Raw genomic sequence first — 17,690 nt, 5'->3', positions numbered from 1 at the left:
AGAGATTAGGCGCGAGAAACGTAAGTTCCTTCTGCAGTGTTGATGATCAATTTTTGACCTGCTTCGATGAAGTCTGGAACGTTTACGACAAGACCAGTTTCCATTGTTGCTGGTTTACCAGAACCTGTAACAGTAGCACCTTTGATAGATGGTTGTGTTTCAGCAACTGTCAATTCAACAGTAGTTGGTACAGTTACACCGATTACTTCAGTTCCGTAGAATTGGATTTTTACATCTGAGTTTTCAAGGATGTAAAGCAATTCGTTTTCAACATTCACAACAGGAATTTCGTATTGGTCATAAGTTTCTGTGTTCATGAAGTAAGCTGTGTCGTCCATTTTGTACAAGTATTGAGCTGGAACTGTTTCGATGATCGCTTGCTCAAATTTTTCTTCTGGGCGGTAGCTTGTTTCAAAAGTTGAACCAGTGCGGACATCACGCAATTTCATACGCATGATAGTGTTTCCTTTACCTGGTTTGTGGTGGCTAGCTTCCAAAACACGGATCAATTTTCCTTCAGCTGTTTCAAAAGTCATACCAGCCTTTAGTTTACTTGCTTCAATCATGATTTTACCTCTTTAATAAATAGTTTACTCTTTATTGTACCATAAAATGCAATAATTCTCAAATATCAGATGAGCTTGAATTAGTTGACTGGTACGATATTTCCTTCTTCATCTTTGGTTACGAGAACATACTTACCGTCTACCTCGATGTAAAAGTTCTTGCTTGCAGCTTGCCCGTTATTTTGAACAGGGGCTTGAGTTTGGGCTTGTTGGTTGAGTTGACCACCAAGTGTTTGTCCTAGGTTCATTCCCATAATCATGTTCATACCATTGCCATTGCCTTCATTGTTAGCAGCAGCGATGAGAGCTTCATTACGAGCACGACGTTCTTCAATCTCAATCGTATTGTACTTCATAGCGACAAGCTCGCTATCAAGCTTACGGACAATATCTAAGCTTTCTTGATCATAGCTCAAATCTTCAAGCAGGATGTTGGTTGTTTCAATCCCATAAAGTCCAGCCCATACCTTGTTAACTTCTTGTTTAGCTAGTTCATTGAAAGTATCTTGATTGGCATTAAGGCTATAGATATCTACCTTGTTTTCATTGGTAAATTTAGCAATTGCAATGGCAATCTTTGGTGCGATATTTTGTCGGAGTGTTCCTTGAGCTACATTTTGTAATGTAAAGGCTTTATGGTCTTCAATTTGTTGACTGATGGAGCTAACATAGAATAGGACTGGATCAGCAACTTTGATATCAAATAAGCCATAGAAACGGATGTTGAGCAGTTGTTGATAACGTTCACTGAAGTATTCTACAGCATTTTGTGTACCGAATTTATTTCCGGAAACGGGTTGCATACGAATAAAGATGATTTCTTGTTGGGTAATGACTTGACCACCAAAAGAGAAGCGGTTTTTGAAGTTTTCCCAAGTACCCTTTATACCACCTTTTTCAAGGAGCCAGGCATTATCTCCTGAACGCCATTCGTGGCTACCAGCTTCTAAGACATCTCCAAGGAAGGTACCGTTGTTCACTAGAATAGCGACATAGCCTTGAGGAACAATAACGACACTACCATCTGTTAGTAGTCCAGTGTTTTGATTGCTTTGTCTAGATTTGCCGTCTGGATCTTTTGAAAGAAGTTGCCCTTTAATGGCCAAAGCATCTGCTGTTAGGTTATTTGGAAGTACGATCGCTTCTTTAAATTTGCTATCGTTGAAACTATTAAGCCCTGAAGATAGGGCGGCACGAATAAATCCCATAATTTCCTCCTAATTATAAAGTTCGTCTTCATCCACAACATCGTAGGTATCGAGTACCCATTGGTTTGGACTACGTGTGAGCTCAGCTCCGCAGTAGTCACATTTACTGATAGCTGAGATTTTCAATGGTGCACCACAGTTTGGACAGTGGTCGCTAACAGCTTCATCTTGAACATTGTTTTCTGTTTGGCTACCATGTTTGCGGATGAAGTTCATTTGATAGACTGTAAACAAGTCCTCTTGAGGATCACCTTCGATGACACGTTTGCTTTGGTCTTCAATGACATAGTCTCTGAGTGTAGATGACAAGATAACAACAAGGGTATCGTTACCATCAGGATTTTCATAGAAATCTTTGATGCGGATATTTTCAACATAGACTTTTTCTAAAACATTGGTTGTTTTTGCCCGAATATGATCTTCGAGTTGAGTACTATGTTGGGAATAGAGACTAGTACTTTCGAGAGAGCGAACCAAATTCCAATCCTTTTTAGTCCAGGCTGCCTGTAACTGAATATAGACTTCTTTAACCCATGAAGCGAAGGCATCAGCATCAAAGTTTGGATCACCATATTTGATACGACTAACAGCTAGTGTGTTGTGTTCTACTCGGCGATGGCTAGGTGGATTATATCCAGTTGAACTACCGTAAGACTTGCCAGAAGATGAATTCAGGTCGTTTAGATATTTGATGAACATGTAGAGTAAGAATCCTCCGACACCAAACATGATAAGCATGTTCATACCAGTACCTAAAGAGCCACCTGAACTAGAGGAGCTGCTTCCAGAGCGATTGCTACTTCTATAAGAAGAGCTACGACTTGAGCTACTGCGGCTGCTACTTCTTGAACTACTTCGGCTAGAGCTACCACTTCGCGAATGGCCAACGCCAGCATCAATTGAGTTAAATGGCGTGAAGAAGAACAACAATAAACAAGTGGCGAGAAGAGTATATAACTTTTTCATATGTCTCCTAACTATGTGAGTACAAAGTGCAAGGCATCAAGCAATGACTGATGTCATCAACTTGTGACAGTTATATTGAGATTGATTATTGATCGTTTTTCAACTTAGCTAATTCTTGGGCAAGTAGTTTAAGGGCTACTTGTGGGTTGGCTTGACCCTTGGTTGCTTTCATGAGGAATCCTGTGAAGGCCTTGTCAGCGTTACGTTTTCCTGACTTGAAGTCGGCAACAGCGGCTTCGTTATCCGCAAAGACTTGGTGGATAATTGGAATCAGGATATCTGGATCTGAGATTTGAACCAAACCAGCTTTTTCCACGTATTCACGAGCACCTCCACCATTTTTAGCAAGGTGGACAAAGACTTTCTTGGCAATCTTAGATGAAATCGTACCGTCTTCGATGATGGCAATCATTTCAACCAAGTTTTCAGGTGTCAATTCGATTTGTTCCAGTGTCTTACCTTCGGCGTTCAAGAATTGAGCGACTTCACCTTGGAGCCAGTTAGAAACTTGTTTAGCATCACCACCGAGGGCGACAGCTTTTTCAAAGAAATCAGAAGTGACTTTATTGGCAGTCAACTGGATAGCATCGTAGTCTGATAGACCAAGTTGAGATACGTAGCGAGCACGGCGTTCTTTTGGAAACTCTGGCAATTCAGTACGCATTTCTTCGATCCATTCATCTGAGATTTCAAAGAGTGGTAGGTCTGGTTCTGGGAAGTAGCGGTAGTCTGCAGCACCTTCCTTGACACGCATGAGGATAGTTGCCTTGTTCGCTTCGTCATAACGACGTGTTTCTTGGCGGATTTGACCACCTGAGCGAAGGATTTCAGCCTGACGTTGCACTTCGTATTCAAGACCTTTACGAACGTTTGAGAAGGAGTTGAGGTTTTTCAACTCTGTCTTGGTACCGAATTTCTCTTGACCATAAGGACGAAGGGAGATGTTGGCATCTACACGCATAGAACCTTCTTCCATCTTAACGTCAGAGATACCAGCGTATTGGATCACTTCCTTGAGGGCTGTTAGATAAGCGTAGGCTTCTTCTGGTGAGCGCATGTCGGCTTCAGATACAATCTCAATCAATGGCACGCCTTGACGATTAAGGTCGACATAAGAGAAACCATCTGTACCGTGGGTGTTCTTACCAGCGTCTTCCTCTAGGTGAGCACGTTCAATACCAATTTTCTTAGTTGTACCATCTTCTAACTCCACTTCAATCCAGCCGTTGTATCCGATTGGCTCATCAAATTGAGAAATTTGATAGGCTTTAGGATTATCAGGATAGAAGTAGTTTTTGCGATCAAAGTGCATCTTCTTGTGGATGTCCATGTTGAGGGCAAGAGCTGCCTTGATACCAGCATCGACAACACCCTTATTGAGAACTGGCAGTACGCCAGGGAAAGACCAGTCAATCACATTTGTGTTGGCATTTTGGTCGTTTCCGAAGTGGGCAGAAGTAGGTGAGAAGATTTTTGAATTGGTGTTAAGCTCTACGTGGACTTCAAGTCCAATAACTGTTTCAAAGTTCATTAGTTATCACCTCCAAAAATCACGGGTTGTTGTTTGTGGTAGTCTGTTGTTGCTTCAAAAGCAGCAGCAGCTTGGTAGATAGTCTCTTCTGAGTATTTAGGACCAATCAATTGGAGCCCGACAGGTAGACCTTGAGAGAATCCAGCAGGAATCGAAATTCCTGGAAGTCCAGCCAAGTTGACTGGGATGGTCAAGAGGTCAGCCAAGTACATGGCAACTGGATCGTGGTTGAGTGAATCCAAATCAAAGGCCACGCTTGGAGCTGTTGGACCAAGGATGAGATCGTAATCTGCAAAGACTTTTTCAAAATCTTGGATGATGAGGGTACGAACTTGACCAGCCTTCTTGTAATAGGCATCGTAATAACCTGATGAAAGGCTGAAAGTTCCAAGCATGATACGACGTTTCACTTCATCACCAAATCCTTGGCTGCGAGTATTAACGTAAATCTCGTCCAAGTTTTTAGCGTCTTCAGCACGGAAACCATAGCGGATACCATCAAAACGTTGTAAGTTTGATGAAGCTTCTGATGAAGCGATGATGTAGTAGACTGCCACACCGTATTTAGAGTGAGGAAGGCTCACTTCTTCAACGATAGCACCAAGTTTTTCAAAGTGTTTAGCAGCGTTAAGGATGGTTTCTTTGACTTCTGGGTCAATTCCTTCACCAAGGTATTCCTTAGGCAAAGCAATTTTCATGCCCTTAATGTCTTGACCGATTTTTGAAGTAAAGTCAGCAATGCGTACTGGCGCAGAAGTAGAGTCTTTTGCATCTTCGCTAGCAATAGCATTGAGCAAGAGCGCATTTTCCTTAACAGTTGGTGCAAAAGGACCAATTTGGTCTAATGAGCTACCAAAGGCAATGAGACCGAAACGTGAAACTGTTCCGTAAGTTGGTTTGAGACCAACAATCCCGTTAAAGGCAGCAGGTTGGCGGATAGAACCACCAGTATCAGAACCAAGTGATAAGCGGACTTGTCCAGAAGCTACAGCTGCAGCTGAACCACTTGATGATCCACCAGGAACCTTGCTGTGGTCCCAAGCATTTTTAGTAGCACCGTAGTAAGAAGTCTCACCTGATCCACCCATGGCAAACTCGTCCATGTTAGTTTTTCCAACAACGATCATGCCCGTAGATTTTGCATTGGCAACAGCTGTCGCATCAAAGATTGGCTCGTAGTTGTAGAGCATTTTTGAGGCTGCAGTTGTGAGGATACCGTCTGTAGAGATGTTATCCTTAACAGCTAGCGGAATTCCTGAAAGGACATTATCAGCGTCAATTCCAGTTTCGTCAATAGCTTTAGCTTGAGCAAGAGCTTGATCTTCAGCGATAGTCACAAAGGCATTGATAGCCTCTTCACGCGCCTTGATATCTTCAATCGTTGCTTGCGTTAGTTCGGTTGCAGAAATTTCCTTAGATACAAGGAGGTTGTGCAACTCTTCAATCGTTTTATTGTTAAAAGTCATTAGGCATCTCCTCCATCATCCAGGATAGCTGGTACCTTGATATAGTAGTTATCTTTTTCAGGTACATTTTTAAATAAGCGATCACGGTCAGTTCCTTCTTCGGCTACGTCTGGGCGAAGAACGGTCTTACGATCTGCCATGGTAGTCGTTGGTTCAACACCAGTAGTGTCGACTTCACCGAGCAATTCGACCATATCAACAATCTTAGACAAGGTTGTCGCAAACTCAGCAGTTTCTTCTTCTGAGAATTTTAATTTTGAAAGATTGGCAACGTGAGTTACCTCTTCTTGCGTAATTTTCATCTGGTATCCTTTCGTGAAATGATGATTATTTATCTGTTCTATTTTACCATATTTTCCTATAAATAAGGTGAGCTAAGCTAAAAAGAAATAGAAATTGAAAAATGGTTTTTAATTCGATATAATGGTTGAAAATAGAAGCAAGAACAGCATTGGTTTTTAGTCGGTAAACAAGATGGAGACATTGACCGATTCGAACAAGTTAAGGAGGACATATGAAAATTTGGGATTTACTTTTTACCAGTAAAAAGACAGTTCCTCCTCATTTGGGGACGTGGTACTTCTTATTACCTACTTCTTTGGTAATCATAGCTGTTTTATCGATTCGTTTCGCATCATCTAAAGGTTACAGAAACTTTTGGTATTGGGGACAATTGATTCAATTACTGATTATCAACGCTTGGTATATTTCGGCACGCCTGCCCTTGTCTGAGGCTCTCCCTTTTTACCATAGTCGTATGGCTATGTGGATGATTCTTTTTGCTCCTAACAAGACCTTTTTTAAACAATATTTTGCCCTGGTTGGAGTATTTGGTTCTATTATGGCTTTAGTTTATCCAGTCTTCCATCCTTTTCCTTTTCCTCATGTTTCCTCGGTTAACAATGTTTTCGGTCACTGGGCCCTCTTAGCTAACTGCTTGATTTATCTTGTTAGATATTATAAAGTTGAAAAAGGGGATACTTGGAAAATATGCCAGATGACCTTTGGCGTCAATGCTATTATCTTTCTAGCTAATCTTGCAACAGGAGGGAATTATGGCTTTATGAGCAAGCCCCCTGTGATTGGGGATCATGGTAGTTTGCTTAACTATTTGATAGTGACTAGTTTGATGACAGGTATTCTCATCCTTATCAATCAACTCGTTAAATATAAACATAAGAATAGTTAATATACAACTGAAATCGTTACATTAAGGAGACTTTATGCATCATTTTATTACAAGAACCCAAACGACGCCACCGCCTATTCCGATTTTTTGGTACGGTGTCATGATAGGTCTTCTTGCCTTGTCTATTTATGCTTCTTTTACTTACTACAAAAATCCCAAATTTGTTCGATTATTTAAGTGGATTCAAATAGCGCAACTGCTAGCTCTTTACACTTGGTATATTGGTTTTAGCATTCCATTTTCGAACAGTCTGCCTCTTTACCATTGCCGCTTGGCCATGCTTGCAGTAGTTTTCTTGCCAGATAAATGGAAAACCAAGCAGTATTTTGCCCTTATGGGAGCTAGTGGGGCAGTATTTGCTTTGGGCTATCCGGTTTTTGATCCATATGATTTCCCACATATTACCAGTTTTTCATTCCTGATTGGGCATTATGCTCTCTTGGTTAATTCCTTGGTCTATCTCATGAACCACTACGATAAAAACCTACTTAAAAAGTATCGCATTATCGCCTACACTTTTGTCCTCAACCTTTTCCTAGTTGGAGTTAATCAAGTCACAGGTGGGAATTACGGGCTTTTGAATACCACACCTTTTATCCCAGATGCTCCTATATGGATAAAATATCTTCTGGTTTCAATCATTCTATCTGCAGCTCTAGTGCTCTTTGATATTTTGTTTAAAAAACGTTGGCAAAAGAAAATTGCTCTAGAAACGATTCATCTGTGAAGCGATATTAAGAGTGATAGATATAAATAATCAACAAAAGAATCTGAAGAGCAGGTCTACTATCTTGACCTGCTTTTTCTTGTGTAAGCAATTGAAAAACTCCCTAAAATCCGATATAATGGAGTGTTGAAAGGAATGTTAGGGTCCGATGTAATAAAGAGTGATTATAAATTGAAATAATTAAAAAAGTAGAAAGAAAGAGAACTTATGAACATTCAAGAAGAAATTAAAAAACGCCGTACCTTTGCCATTATCTCCCACCCGGATGCTGGTAAAACGACGATTACAGAGCAGTTGCTCTACTTTGGGGGAGAGATTCGTGAGGCAGGTACTGTCAAAGGGAAGAAAACAGGTAACTTTGCCAAATCTGACTGGATGGATATCGAGAAACAACGTGGGATTTCGGTAACGTCATCTGTTATGCAATTTGACTACGATGGCAAACGCGTGAACATCCTAGATACTCCAGGGCACGAGGATTTCTCAGAAGATACCTATCGTACATTGATGGCGGTGGATGCGGCTGTCATGGTTGTGGACTCTGCCAAGGGTATCGAGGCCCAAACCAAAAAGTTATTTGAGGTTGTCAAACACCGTGGGATTCCAGTCTTTACCTTCATGAACAAGCTAGACCGTGACGGTCGTGAACCACTAGATCTCTTGCAAGAATTGGAAGAAGTCTTGGGTATTGCAAGTTATCCAATGAACTGGCCAATCGGGATGGGGAAAGCCTTTGAGGGGCTCTATGACCTCTATAACCAACGCTTGGAACTTTACAAAGGGGATGAACGCTTTGCTAGCTTAGAAGATGGGGACAAACTATTTGCTAGCAACCCATTCTACGAGCAAGTCAAGGATGACATCGAACTCTTGCAAGAAGCAGGAAATGAATTCTCAGAAGAAGCCATTCTTGCGGGTGAATTGACTCCGGTATTCTTTGGATCAGCCTTGACTAATTTTGGTGTGCAGACTTTCTTAGAAACCTTCCTCAAGTTTGCTCCAGAACCTCATGGACACAAGAAAACAGACGGAGAAATTGTTGATCCTTATAACAAAGACTTCTCAGGATTTGTCTTTAAAATTCAAGCCAACATGGATCCTCGTCACCGTGACCGTATCGCCTTTGTCCGTATCGTATCGGGTGAATTCGAGCGTGGTATGAGTGTCAATCTCCCTCGTACTGGTAAGGGAGCTAAGCTGTCAAATGTTACTCAGTTTATGGCTGAAAGTCGTGAGAATGTCACTAATGCTGTAGCGGGAGATATTATCGGGGTTTATGATACTGGTACCTACCAGGTTGGAGATACGCTAACTGTTGGGAAAAACAAGTTTGAGTTTGAACCATTGCCAACCTTTACACCTGAGATTTTTATGAAAGTTTCTGCTAAGAACGTCATGAAACAAAAATCTTTCCACAAGGGAATTGAGCAATTGGTGCAAGAAGGAGCTATTCAGCTTTATACCAACTACCAAACAGGTGAATATATGTTGGGTGCCGTTGGTCAATTGCAGTTTGAAGTCTTCAAACATCGTATGGAAAATGAGTACAATGCAGAAGTGGTTATGAGCCCAATGGGTAAAAAGACGGTTCGCTGGATCAAACCTGAAGATCTGGATGAGCGTATGTCTTCAAGCCGAAACATCCTTGCCAAAGACCGCTTTGACCAGCCTGTTTTCCTCTTTGAAAACGACTTTGCCCTCCGTTGGTTTGCAGATAAGTATCCGGATGTAGAGTTAGAGGAAAAGATGTGATTCAGTAAGTCTACTTGATTGCAAAGCAATCTAAGTAGACTACGGCAAGTCCTATAAGACTTGCCTAACTGCCTCACTAACTTAGTTTTACAAATGGAATCGATTTGTAAAACTAAGTGTCGTAATCTAATAAACACTATCCACTAAGACGGTTTACCTAAACGCTTCACTAGGCAAAGCCCACGAATGGTATCGATTCGTGGGCTTTGCCGTCGTAACAGAAAGGAAGTGGTCTAGCTACCTGTCTTACTAACTGCGTTTGGCAAATGAAATCGATTTGCCAAACTCTGTGTCGTAGTTCAGTAAATTTATGTGGTTGTATAACAATCTAAGTAACTAACGCCAAGTTTCTATGGAACTTGGCTAGGCGCTCCACTAGTAAAACTTTCCGTCGTAAGGATTAGATAGTGTATTACCTACCTGCCTTACTAACTCATCGACGAAAAATAATCGTTTTCGCCTCTTCGTGTCGTAATCTAACAATTGGTAACAGTTAGAAAGTGGTCTAGCTGCCTGCCATTGTCATACTAATTGCGTTTTGTAGCGGAAAATGAGTACCTTAGTTGGTCCCATACCTCAAATCTATTGAAAAAAGCCAAGAAAAATATCTTCTTGGCTTTTCTTGTAGGCTGGTGTTAACAAAATTCCTAAAACTCCGCCCTGGTGAGGGACGGAGTTTAGGAGGTCTTTTTTAGGTCGCTAATCGGTAAACAGCTTCAGCATAGATATCCATAGCATGATAGAGATCATCTAGGATTGCATATTCATTTGCTTGGTGTTCCGTTTGCTCTCTTCCTGGGAAGAGGGCACCAAAAGCGACACAGTTTGGCATCGTACGTGCAAAGGTTGCACCGCCAGATGATAGAGCAGGACTATTGTCACCAGTTTTTTCTTCATAAACCTGCATGAGTGTAGTGACGAGCATACTATCTCTTGCCACGTAAAGTGGTGCTAGATAGTCAAATTCTTGGTAGCTAAGTTGGTAAGATTTTGCACACTCTATCAGCTGATTGACAAGTTCATCCTTGTCAGTAAGGACTGGGATTCGGATATCAATTCGAATTTCAGAACTTTCGGGAGTAATGATTAAGGCGGCCACATTAAAGGATAAATGTCCAGAAGGCTGGTCACTGATATCACCAAAGATTCCTTTTCCTTGACCCTCTTGCCCAACTTCTTTGGCAAGAAATGTAAGTGCAGGATGGGATTGAATGGAATCAAGGACGGTGGCTAATCGAATGACTGCATTAATCCCTTGGCTGGCATCTTTGGCATGCTTAGATACACCTAGAACGGTAATGCTCTGGTCATTTTGTTGATAATCGTAGCCGGCAGCTATTAGACCTTCTTGGAGTTGTTCCATAAGTGGTCCTAGATAAGTTGCCTTATCAGGTACGACATTAAAGGCTCCACCTATATCTAAGGTGAGTTGTTCTGATCCAGGTCCATGAAGTTTGACCTGAAGGAGCCCTTTTTCTGCATAGGTTAATGGGAATGATGAGTCAGGAGCAAATCCCATGCTGGCCTGTTCTTCAAGGGCATTATATCTTGCCATGCAACGCCAAAGAGTTTCCTCATCAGTACCAAATATGAAACGAACCCGTTTTTTGAATTGAATTCCTTGGTCAAGTAAGCTTTTGACTGCGTAAAGTGCTGCAAGAGAAGGTCCTTTATCATCCTGCGAGCCCCGACCATAAATCCGCCCATCTCTGATACTAGCTTCAAATGGAGGAGTTTCCCACTCTGTCAAATCGCCTGCAGGAACTACATCTAGGTGGCAGAGGATGGCAAGGAGATCCCCCTCACCAACTTCTGCATACCCATAATATCCTTGAGTATCAAGATAGGTTTTAAAACCAAGATCTTGACACAAGTCTAGCGTTTTTTTCAGGACATCTTGAATGGCTTGACCAAAGGGAGTGCCATTTTCACCTTCATTGAGAACAGAAGGATAAGAGATGATTGTTTTCAAACTTTGAAGAAAATCCTCTTTGATTGATTCTGTAATATAGGATTTCATCCGTATTTCCCCTTTTGACTATAAGAATGGCACTAGGGTACCCAAGATAAGAAGTAGAATACTTGCAATGACAATTGAGATAACAAGTTTTCCGACAAATTTCCACCAAGTTCCAAGGCTGACACGACCGAGAGCAAGAGCTCCCATGACAATACCTGAAGTAGGAGTCACTAGGTTAAGGACACCAGATGCAGATTGGTAGGCAGTAACAATCAGGCTGGCTTTGACATTGACAAATTCTCCAAGAGGAGCCATGATCCCCATGGTTGCACTAGCCAGACCAGATGAAGAAGGAATGAGGAAGGACATAGGTAGGTAGAAGATATAGGTTAATACGATGAAGATTTGAGGAGAGAGACCTTGAAGGCCAACTTCACCCCAATGTAGAATGGTTGCAGTAATCATACCATCGTTCATGATAACTTGGATACCACGAGCAACCGCACAAATCAAGGCTACTGAAAGCAAATCTGCAGCACCAGTTAAGAAGGTAGAGACGATTTTTCCTTCTTTAAGACCATAGACAACACCAATCAAGATCCCCATGACGGCAAAGAGCATAGCGCCTTCTGGGAAGTACCAGCTACCGAATGGTTGAGCAGATGAACCGATGATGCCTCCGATTACAGGAAAACCGATTAACCAATTTTTGAAGTCTTCAAAGATAGTAACATGCAAATCAACCCAAGGGATGAAACTTGCAATCATAATGATAAAGGTTACTACAAATAAAGCGAGAACATGTTTTTGTTTCTTGCTCAAGGTAGACGGTGTATCCTCATTGTCAGAAACATTGAAGTGTTTAATATCTTCTTCGCGTTGAGCGTAAACGAGTGATTTAGTCGGATCTTTCTGAATCTTTTCTGCATAACGATAGACGAAGTAGGTACTGAGTCCAGTCATTACAAACCAGAAGATAACACGGAGAATAACACCATCCATGGATGAAATGCCTGCAGTATCAGAAGCAATAACAGTAGCAAATGGATTCAATGTAGATGCCAAACAACCAACTTGAGAACCTAGTAAGATGATGGCTACGGCAGTAATACTATCAAAACCAACTGCCATCATCACAGGAATAAGAAGGGGATAGAAGGCCATAGTTTCTTCTCCCATACCATAAGTAGTTCCTCCAAGTGCGAAGAGGGGCATGAGGATGAGAATCAACATTTTTTCGTGGCCCTTATATTTTTTAACGATGGAGGCAATTCCTACATCGAGTGTACCAGTAGCATTTACGACACCAAGGAAACCTCCGACCATAAGGATAAAGAAGGCAACGTCGATAGCAGCGCTGGTTGGTTTGTGACCGAGCATGGCACGAATTGGTGCCATGAGGACATCGTAAATCCCTTGAGGATTTGAGTCAACAGTTTGATAGGTACCTGCGATGAGGTTACCTGCTTCATTGGTATCATACTTACCTGCTGGAATGATCCAGGTTAAAACTGCCATGATGGTAATGATGATAATCAAAACAGTGTATGCTGAAGGCATTTGAAACCTTTTTTTATTTTCACTCATTTGTTTTTCCTCCTAAACTATGTCACACAGTATAAAAACGAATGATGTGGCAAGAGTGCTGACTAAACTTTCTTGAAAGGTATGACTAAACTATTCATCTTTCACGATGATTGTTCCACTTTCAGATTCAATCAAAGCTCCTAGATTGATAAGAGAAGTGATAACTGCTTTTCCTGCTGGACGATTAGTCACAAAATCAATGGCAGCTTGGATTTTTGGTAGCATACTACCAGGAGCAAATTGCCCCTCTTGAATGTATTTTTGAAGTTGACTTACAGTTACCCGTTCCAACTTTTCTTGATTTGGTTTGTTATAGTTGATATAGGCATAATCGACGCCAGTTAAAATGATGAAGAGATCTGCTTCGACTAGCTCTGCCAAGCATTGCGATGCAAAATCCTTATCGATGACAGCTTCTACTCCTGAGAAGTAACCGTTTTTATTTTTGGTGATAGGAATACCTCCACCGCCTGCTGCGATGACAATTTGTCCCTTGTCCAAGAGTGTGCGTATACTATCGATTTCTTTGATATAAACAGGTTTTGGAGAAGCCACTACCTTACGCCAACCACGACCTGCATCTTCTTTAAAGTTAGCCCCAGTTTTTTCGCTTTCTGCTTTAGCCTCTTCTTCTGAGTAGAATGGACCAATGGGTTTACTTGGATTGAGAAAGGCAGGATCATTCTTGTCCACGACAACTTGTGTGACAACAGAAACGACAGTTTTATCAAGATGAATATCCTGTAAAGCATTTTCCAGAGCATTCTGGAGCCAAAAACCGATGCTACCCTCTGTCATAGCAACAAGTGAATCGAGAGGAAAGGCAGGGTTTTTTTCGGAATTCGCTGCTAGGTGTTGGAGGAGGAGGTTACCGACTTGCGGTCCATTGCCATGGGTGATAATCAATTCATCGCCATTTTGGATGAGTTTCACCAGATGGCGTGCTGTTTCTGCCAGAGCGGCTTCTTGAGCTTGAGCAGATGGATCTGTGGAAAGAATGGCATTTCCTCCAAGAGCGACAACGATTTTACGATGAGACATGAGCGCTCCTTTCTTTTGGATGAACAAAAGCCAATTTTGGTTAAAAGCTTGGATTTGGAAATTGAGAAGAAAGACTTTTGACAGACGAGTTGAGTTGAAATTGCGAATAACTGGAAGACAGTTAATTGTTATTGTTATGAGGTTTTTGCTTGAATGGTGACTATCAGCAAACTCCAACTCAGAGCTCGTTACTACTACAAAAAGGGACCGGACTAAAACACTAGTCTCAGTCCCTAAGCTGTTTCTTATAGTTTGTATCACACTTTAGGAATGTAGAGATTTCCTAGTGTAGCAGCCATAACGGCTTTAATGGTGTGCATACGATTTTCTGCTTGATCAAACTGACGAGCATATTTGCTATGGAAGACCTCATCAGTTACTTCCATTTCTTTAACGCCAAATTTCTCAGCTACTTGTCTGCCATAGATTGTGTTTGTATCATGAAAGGCTGGTAAGCAGTGGAGGAAGATTAAGTTTTCATTGCCTGCTTTCTTAACAAGATCCATATTGACTTGGTAAGGTTTTAGCAAAGCGACGCGTTCTGCAAACTTATCTTCTTCGCCCATAGATACCCAAACATCAGTGTAAAGGACATCAGCCCCTTTTACAGCTTCGTCAGCATCTTCTGTGATGAGAATGTGAGCCCCACTTTCTTTGGCATATCCCTCAGCCAGAGCAACAACTGCTTGATCTGGGAAAAGTTCTTTTGGTGAAAAGACATGAACGTTCACCCCAAGGATGGCTCCTGTTACTAGAAGGCTATTGGCAACATTATTACGGCCGTCACCACAGTAAACCAAAGTCAAACCTTCAAGATGTCCGAAATTTTCTAGTACTGTCAAATAGTCTGCAAGCATTTGAGTTGGGTGCCATTTATCCGTCAAGCCATTCCAAACAGGAACACCAGAGAATTTAGCTAATTCCTCAACCATATCTTGACTAAAACCACGGAATTCAATACCATCAAACATACGTCCCAAAACTTTTGCGGTATCTTCAGTAGTTTCTTTTTTACCTAGTTGAATATCGTTGGCCCCTAGGTATTCTGGATGTGCACCAAGATCAATTGCTGCAGTAGTGAAGGCTGCGCGTGTACGTGTAGAAGTTTTTTCAAATAAAAGAGCAATATTTTTACCAGCTAGATAGCGGTGTTCGATGTTTCGTTTTTTAAGATCCTTCAAGTGAGCTGAAAGTCCAATCAAATATTCGAGCTCTGCACGGGTAAAATCTTTTTCAGCTAGAAAACTTCTTCCTTGAAATACTGAATGTATCATTCTATATATCCTTTTCTAACAAGCATGATTCTGCTAGCAGATGCTAGGCAGAAATAGGAAGAATCTAAATGTCTTCGCGTTCAAACGGCATTGACATGCAACGAGGTCCACCACGTCCACGTACCAATTCCCGTCCGCGAATCTTAATGAGACGAAGTCCATATTCTTCAAGTTTCTTATTTGTCACAGTGTTGCGTTCATAAACGACTACGACACCTGGTGCAATAGCGAGTGTGTTAGAGCCATCATTCCATTGTTCACGAGCAGCTGCAACGATATTCCCATCACCACAAGGAATGAGTGTAACTTTTTCTAAACCAAGGTTTTGAGCAAGGAGTTCTGCCAAATCTCCTTTTTCTTCAACAATCTTGAGTTCTTCATTTTCGTAAGTAACGGAATAAACACGAAGGTTGCCTTGGATTTCAGGGTGGATTGTAAATTTGTCATAGTCTACCATGGTGAAGACGGTATCCAAGTGCATGAACTTACGGCTGTTTGAAAATTCAAAAGCCAAAACTTTCTTGAAGCCAACATTTTTTTTGAAGATATTAACCAAGAGTTTTTCGATAGAAGCGGCATCGGTCCGTTGAGAAATCCCAACTGCTAGGACATCTTTTGAAAGAACAAGTTCATCTCCACCTTCGATACGAGTGGTTTCTTCACGATTATAGATGAGCTCTACCTTACCACCATAGATTGGGTGATGCTTGAAGATGTACTTACCATAAAGTGTTTCGCGATTGCGTGTATCGGCGTACATGTGATTGAGTGATACTGCATTCCCGATAGTCGCAAATGGGTCGCGAGTGAAGTAAAGATTTGGCATTGGATCGATGGCAAACGGATAGTTAGATTCAACCAAGTCAGTTAATCCTTTGCCTTCTTCAGGGATGTCAGGTAATTCAACTTTTTGAACACCTGACATTGTTTTCTTAATCAGTTCAAGGTTGTCGTCAATATCATGAAGCAGTTTTCGGATGGCATTTTTAGTTTGTCGACCACGAATATTTGCTTCGTTGAGGTATTCTTCGATGAACTGGTCACGTATTTCAGGAGAAGTTAATGATTCAGCAGCCAATTGTTCAAGATAGAGCACTTCGATTCCTTCGTCACGGAGTGCCTGAGCAAAGGCGTCGTGTTCACTTTGGGCATCTGCTAAGAATGGGATGTCATCAAAGAGCAACCTCTCAAGGTGATCTGGCATCAAGTTTTCTAATTCTTGACCCGGACGGTGCAACATAACTTTTTTCAGTTTTCCAATTTCTGAGAAAACATGAATTGGATGTGAAGACATGTGAATCCTCCTTTTTTCTCGTGTGTACCAAATTATATTGGTATCGCTTACAAATTAATAGTATCACAAATTAATATGCATTACAAGAGATATGATAAGGCCTAAAAGGCTTAAAAATGCCTATTTTAAAGGATTTCTTACATTTTTTTATAAGAATATTCACAAATATACATGTTGAATTAACTTATTTTTATATTCTATAAAATTTATGCATAAAAATATTTTTAAAATATTTAAAAAAATTTTTTTAAGATGGTAGAAAAAATGAATTTTTCCGAGATAAAGTGCTGCTTGAAACAAAAAAATCCCTTAGACCAGGACGATTGATCTAGCCTAAAGGAATGAATAGTTGGGTATTAGATACCGAAATTTTTCATAAAAATTGTGAAGAGTGCCAGTAAGATGAAGCTGATACTATTAAGTAGCATATGGACCGAGATAGACATTTCCAAACGTCTGGTACGATAAGCAGTCCAAGTGAGGACGGCTGACATCCAACCATAAATCAAGAAGGAAGGGAGATTAGAAGGCATATGTGCAAGGAGGAAGATTAGCCAACCAATGACATAGCCAAACTTTTCGTAGCCTTGGAAGAGTTTGGTAGGAATAATCCCGCGACAAATGATTTCTTCACAAATAGGTGCGATTAAAACGATGAGGAAGAAACTGCTAATCAGAGAGCTTTCAGAAACAAGGTTGTTAATTACTTGTTGATTAGCAGTTGTTGTTTGTTTCACGAGTTGTAACCAGATTCCACCCACAAGATTTCCAACATAAATAGCTAGATAGCTTAAGACAATGCGAGGAAGATCGTTAATGGTGAGAAGTTTAGATTTTAAATCCAGCAACTTGCTCTTATGGGCTCCGTATAAAAAGATAGCAAGTACAAGAATCGAAATAAGGGACACAAGAATTGTTGACCAGATTGGATTAAACTGAATTTTAGTTAGTATAGCTAGAGTTAGCATAGGAGTCTGAGATAGAAAGATAGCTACTAACAAAATCCCAAACCAAGCGAGTCGTTTACGAAAATCTTTAAAAAAGTTCATTGATGTATCTCCTAAAATTTTTTTTAATTATAACATAATTATTGCAAGGATTCTATTTGTTACCATAAGAGGAAGGTACA

General features: G+C 40.9%; 15 protein-coding genes. 3 read left to right on the top strand and 12 right to left on the bottom strand.

The window, feature by feature from the left end; genetic code table 11:
- Nucleotides 1-5: 5 nt before the first annotated feature.
- The 6 genes from efp to gatC all read right to left on the bottom strand — a co-directional run bounded on the left by efp (nucleotide 6) and on the right by gatC (nucleotide 6,039).
- Nucleotides 6-566, bottom strand: a complete 561-nt coding sequence (gene efp / locus HMPREF2728_RS08045) for an elongation factor P (protein WP_000568646.1) — start codon at nucleotides 564-566, stop codon at nucleotides 6-8.
- 80 nt (nucleotides 567-646) lie between these two features.
- Entirely contained in the window at nucleotides 647-1,774 is a 1,128-nt protein-coding gene (locus tag HMPREF2728_RS08040) for an SPFH domain-containing protein (RefSeq protein ID WP_075227592.1), read from the bottom strand.
- A 9-nt stretch (nucleotides 1,775-1,783) separates the two neighbouring features.
- Nucleotides 1,784-2,740, bottom strand: a complete 957-nt coding sequence (locus HMPREF2728_RS08035; protein WP_075227591.1) for a zinc-ribbon domain-containing transport protein — start codon at nucleotides 2,738-2,740, stop codon at nucleotides 1,784-1,786.
- An 85-nt stretch (nucleotides 2,741-2,825) separates the two neighbouring features.
- A complete protein-coding gene (gene gatB, locus HMPREF2728_RS08030) occupies nucleotides 2,826-4,271 on the bottom strand; it encodes an Asp-tRNA(Asn)/Glu-tRNA(Gln) amidotransferase subunit GatB (protein ID WP_075227590.1) in 1,446 nt (481 codons plus the stop codon).
- Entirely contained in the window at nucleotides 4,271-5,737 is a 1,467-nt protein-coding gene (gene gatA, locus HMPREF2728_RS08025; RefSeq protein ID WP_075227589.1) for an Asp-tRNA(Asn)/Glu-tRNA(Gln) amidotransferase subunit GatA, read from the bottom strand. The genes gatB and gatA overlap by 1 nt, the downstream gene beginning before the upstream one ends.
- Nucleotides 5,737-6,039 (bottom strand): Asp-tRNA(Asn)/Glu-tRNA(Gln) amidotransferase subunit GatC, encoded by a 303-nt coding sequence (gene gatC, locus HMPREF2728_RS08020; protein ID WP_004251926.1) that lies wholly within the window; start codon nucleotides 6,037-6,039, stop codon nucleotides 5,737-5,739. The genes gatA and gatC overlap by 1 nt, the downstream gene beginning before the upstream one ends.
- Nucleotides 6,040-6,251: 212 nt before the next feature.
- On the opposite strand from gatC, the gene HMPREF2728_RS08015 reads away from it, so the two are divergent.
- The 3 genes from HMPREF2728_RS08015 to HMPREF2728_RS08005 all read left to right on the top strand — a co-directional run bounded on the left by HMPREF2728_RS08015 (nucleotide 6,252) and on the right by HMPREF2728_RS08005 (nucleotide 9,405).
- Nucleotides 6,252-6,926 carry a YwaF family protein gene (locus HMPREF2728_RS08015; RefSeq protein ID WP_075227588.1) on the top strand — a complete coding sequence of 225 codons (675 nt, stop codon included), beginning with the start codon at nucleotides 6,252-6,254 and terminating at the stop codon, nucleotides 6,924-6,926.
- 34 nt (nucleotides 6,927-6,960) lie between these two features.
- On the top strand, nucleotides 6,961-7,653 hold the full coding sequence (locus HMPREF2728_RS08010; protein WP_060955338.1) for a YwaF family protein: 693 nt from the start codon (nucleotides 6,961-6,963) through the stop codon (nucleotides 7,651-7,653).
- Nucleotides 7,654-7,860: 207 nt separating this feature from the next.
- Nucleotides 7,861-9,405 (top strand): peptide chain release factor 3, encoded by a 1,545-nt coding sequence (locus tag HMPREF2728_RS08005; protein ID WP_060955339.1) that lies wholly within the window; start codon nucleotides 7,861-7,863, stop codon nucleotides 9,403-9,405.
- A gap of 691 nt (nucleotides 9,406-10,096) precedes the next feature.
- On the opposite strand, the gene HMPREF2728_RS08000 is transcribed toward HMPREF2728_RS08005, so the two are convergent.
- From HMPREF2728_RS08000 to HMPREF2728_RS07975, 6 genes are all read right to left on the bottom strand, one after another.
- Nucleotides 10,097-11,425, bottom strand: a complete 1,329-nt coding sequence (locus tag HMPREF2728_RS08000; RefSeq protein WP_075227587.1) for a dipeptidase — start codon at nucleotides 11,423-11,425, stop codon at nucleotides 10,097-10,099.
- Between the two features lie 18 nt (nucleotides 11,426-11,443).
- Nucleotides 11,444-12,952, bottom strand: a complete 1,509-nt coding sequence (locus HMPREF2728_RS07995) for a YfcC family protein (protein WP_060955341.1) — start codon at nucleotides 12,950-12,952, stop codon at nucleotides 11,444-11,446.
- A gap of 90 nt (nucleotides 12,953-13,042) precedes the next feature.
- The gene (gene arcC, locus HMPREF2728_RS07990) at nucleotides 13,043-13,993 is read right to left on the bottom strand and encodes a carbamate kinase (RefSeq protein WP_060955342.1); all 951 of its coding nucleotides are present in this window, start codon (nucleotides 13,991-13,993) and stop codon (nucleotides 13,043-13,045) included.
- 257 nt (nucleotides 13,994-14,250) lie between these two features.
- The gene (gene argF, locus HMPREF2728_RS07985) at nucleotides 14,251-15,264 is read right to left on the bottom strand and encodes an ornithine carbamoyltransferase (protein ID WP_186822203.1); all 1,014 of its coding nucleotides are present in this window, start codon (nucleotides 15,262-15,264) and stop codon (nucleotides 14,251-14,253) included.
- Between the two features lie 67 nt (nucleotides 15,265-15,331).
- On the bottom strand, nucleotides 15,332-16,561 hold the full coding sequence (gene arcA / locus HMPREF2728_RS07980; protein ID WP_075227586.1) for an arginine deiminase: 1,230 nt from the start codon (nucleotides 16,559-16,561) through the stop codon (nucleotides 15,332-15,334).
- 356 nt (nucleotides 16,562-16,917) lie between these two features.
- On the bottom strand, nucleotides 16,918-17,610 hold the full coding sequence (locus HMPREF2728_RS07975; protein ID WP_060955345.1) for a CPBP family intramembrane glutamic endopeptidase: 693 nt from the start codon (nucleotides 17,608-17,610) through the stop codon (nucleotides 16,918-16,920).
- Nucleotides 17,611-17,690 lie beyond the last annotated feature (80 nt).

The sequence above is a fragment of the Streptococcus sp. HMSC061D10 genome, from assembly GCF_001808865.1.
Lineage (GTDB): Bacteria > Bacillota > Bacilli > Lactobacillales > Streptococcaceae > Streptococcus.
The sequence above is the reverse complement of the archived record's forward strand: the minus strand, read 5'-3'. Positions and strand labels throughout refer to the sequence as shown.

Coding starts and splice junctions, on each gene's coding strand:
- HMPREF2728_RS07975 (WP_060955345.1), bottom strand. CDS start 17,610: ATGAACTTTTTTAAAGATTTTCGTAAACGACTCGCTTGGTTTGGGATT.
- gatA (WP_075227589.1), bottom strand. CDS start 5,737: ATGACTTTTAACAATAAAACGATTGAAGAGTTGCACAACCTCCTTGTA.
- HMPREF2728_RS08000 (WP_075227587.1), bottom strand. CDS start 11,425: ATGAAATCCTATATTACAGAATCAATCAAAGAGGATTTTCTTCAAAGT.
- arcC (WP_060955342.1), bottom strand. CDS start 13,993: ATGTCTCATCGTAAAATCGTTGTCGCTCTTGGAGGAAATGCCATTCTT.
- HMPREF2728_RS08040 (WP_075227592.1), bottom strand. CDS start 1,774: ATGGGATTTATTCGTGCCGCCCTATCTTCAGGGCTTAATAGTTTCAAC.
- arcA (WP_075227586.1), bottom strand. CDS start 16,561: ATGTCTTCACATCCAATTCATGTTTTCTCAGAAATTGGAAAACTGAAA.
- gatB (WP_075227590.1), bottom strand. CDS start 4,271: ATGAACTTTGAAACAGTTATTGGACTTGAAGTCCACGTAGAGCTTAAC.
- HMPREF2728_RS07995 (WP_060955341.1), bottom strand. CDS start 12,952: ATGAGTGAAAATAAAAAAAGGTTTCAAATGCCTTCAGCATACACTGTT.
- HMPREF2728_RS08005 (WP_060955339.1), top strand. CDS start 7,861: ATGAACATTCAAGAAGAAATTAAAAAACGCCGTACCTTTGCCATTATC.
- efp (WP_000568646.1), bottom strand. CDS start 566: ATGATTGAAGCAAGTAAACTAAAGGCTGGTATGACTTTTGAAACAGCT.
- HMPREF2728_RS08035 (WP_075227591.1), bottom strand. CDS start 2,740: ATGAAAAAGTTATATACTCTTCTCGCCACTTGTTTATTGTTGTTCTTC.
- HMPREF2728_RS08010 (WP_060955338.1), top strand. CDS start 6,961: ATGCATCATTTTATTACAAGAACCCAAACGACGCCACCGCCTATTCCG.
- gatC (WP_004251926.1), bottom strand. CDS start 6,039: ATGAAAATTACGCAAGAAGAGGTAACTCACGTTGCCAATCTTTCAAAA.
- HMPREF2728_RS08015 (WP_075227588.1), top strand. CDS start 6,252: ATGAAAATTTGGGATTTACTTTTTACCAGTAAAAAGACAGTTCCTCCT.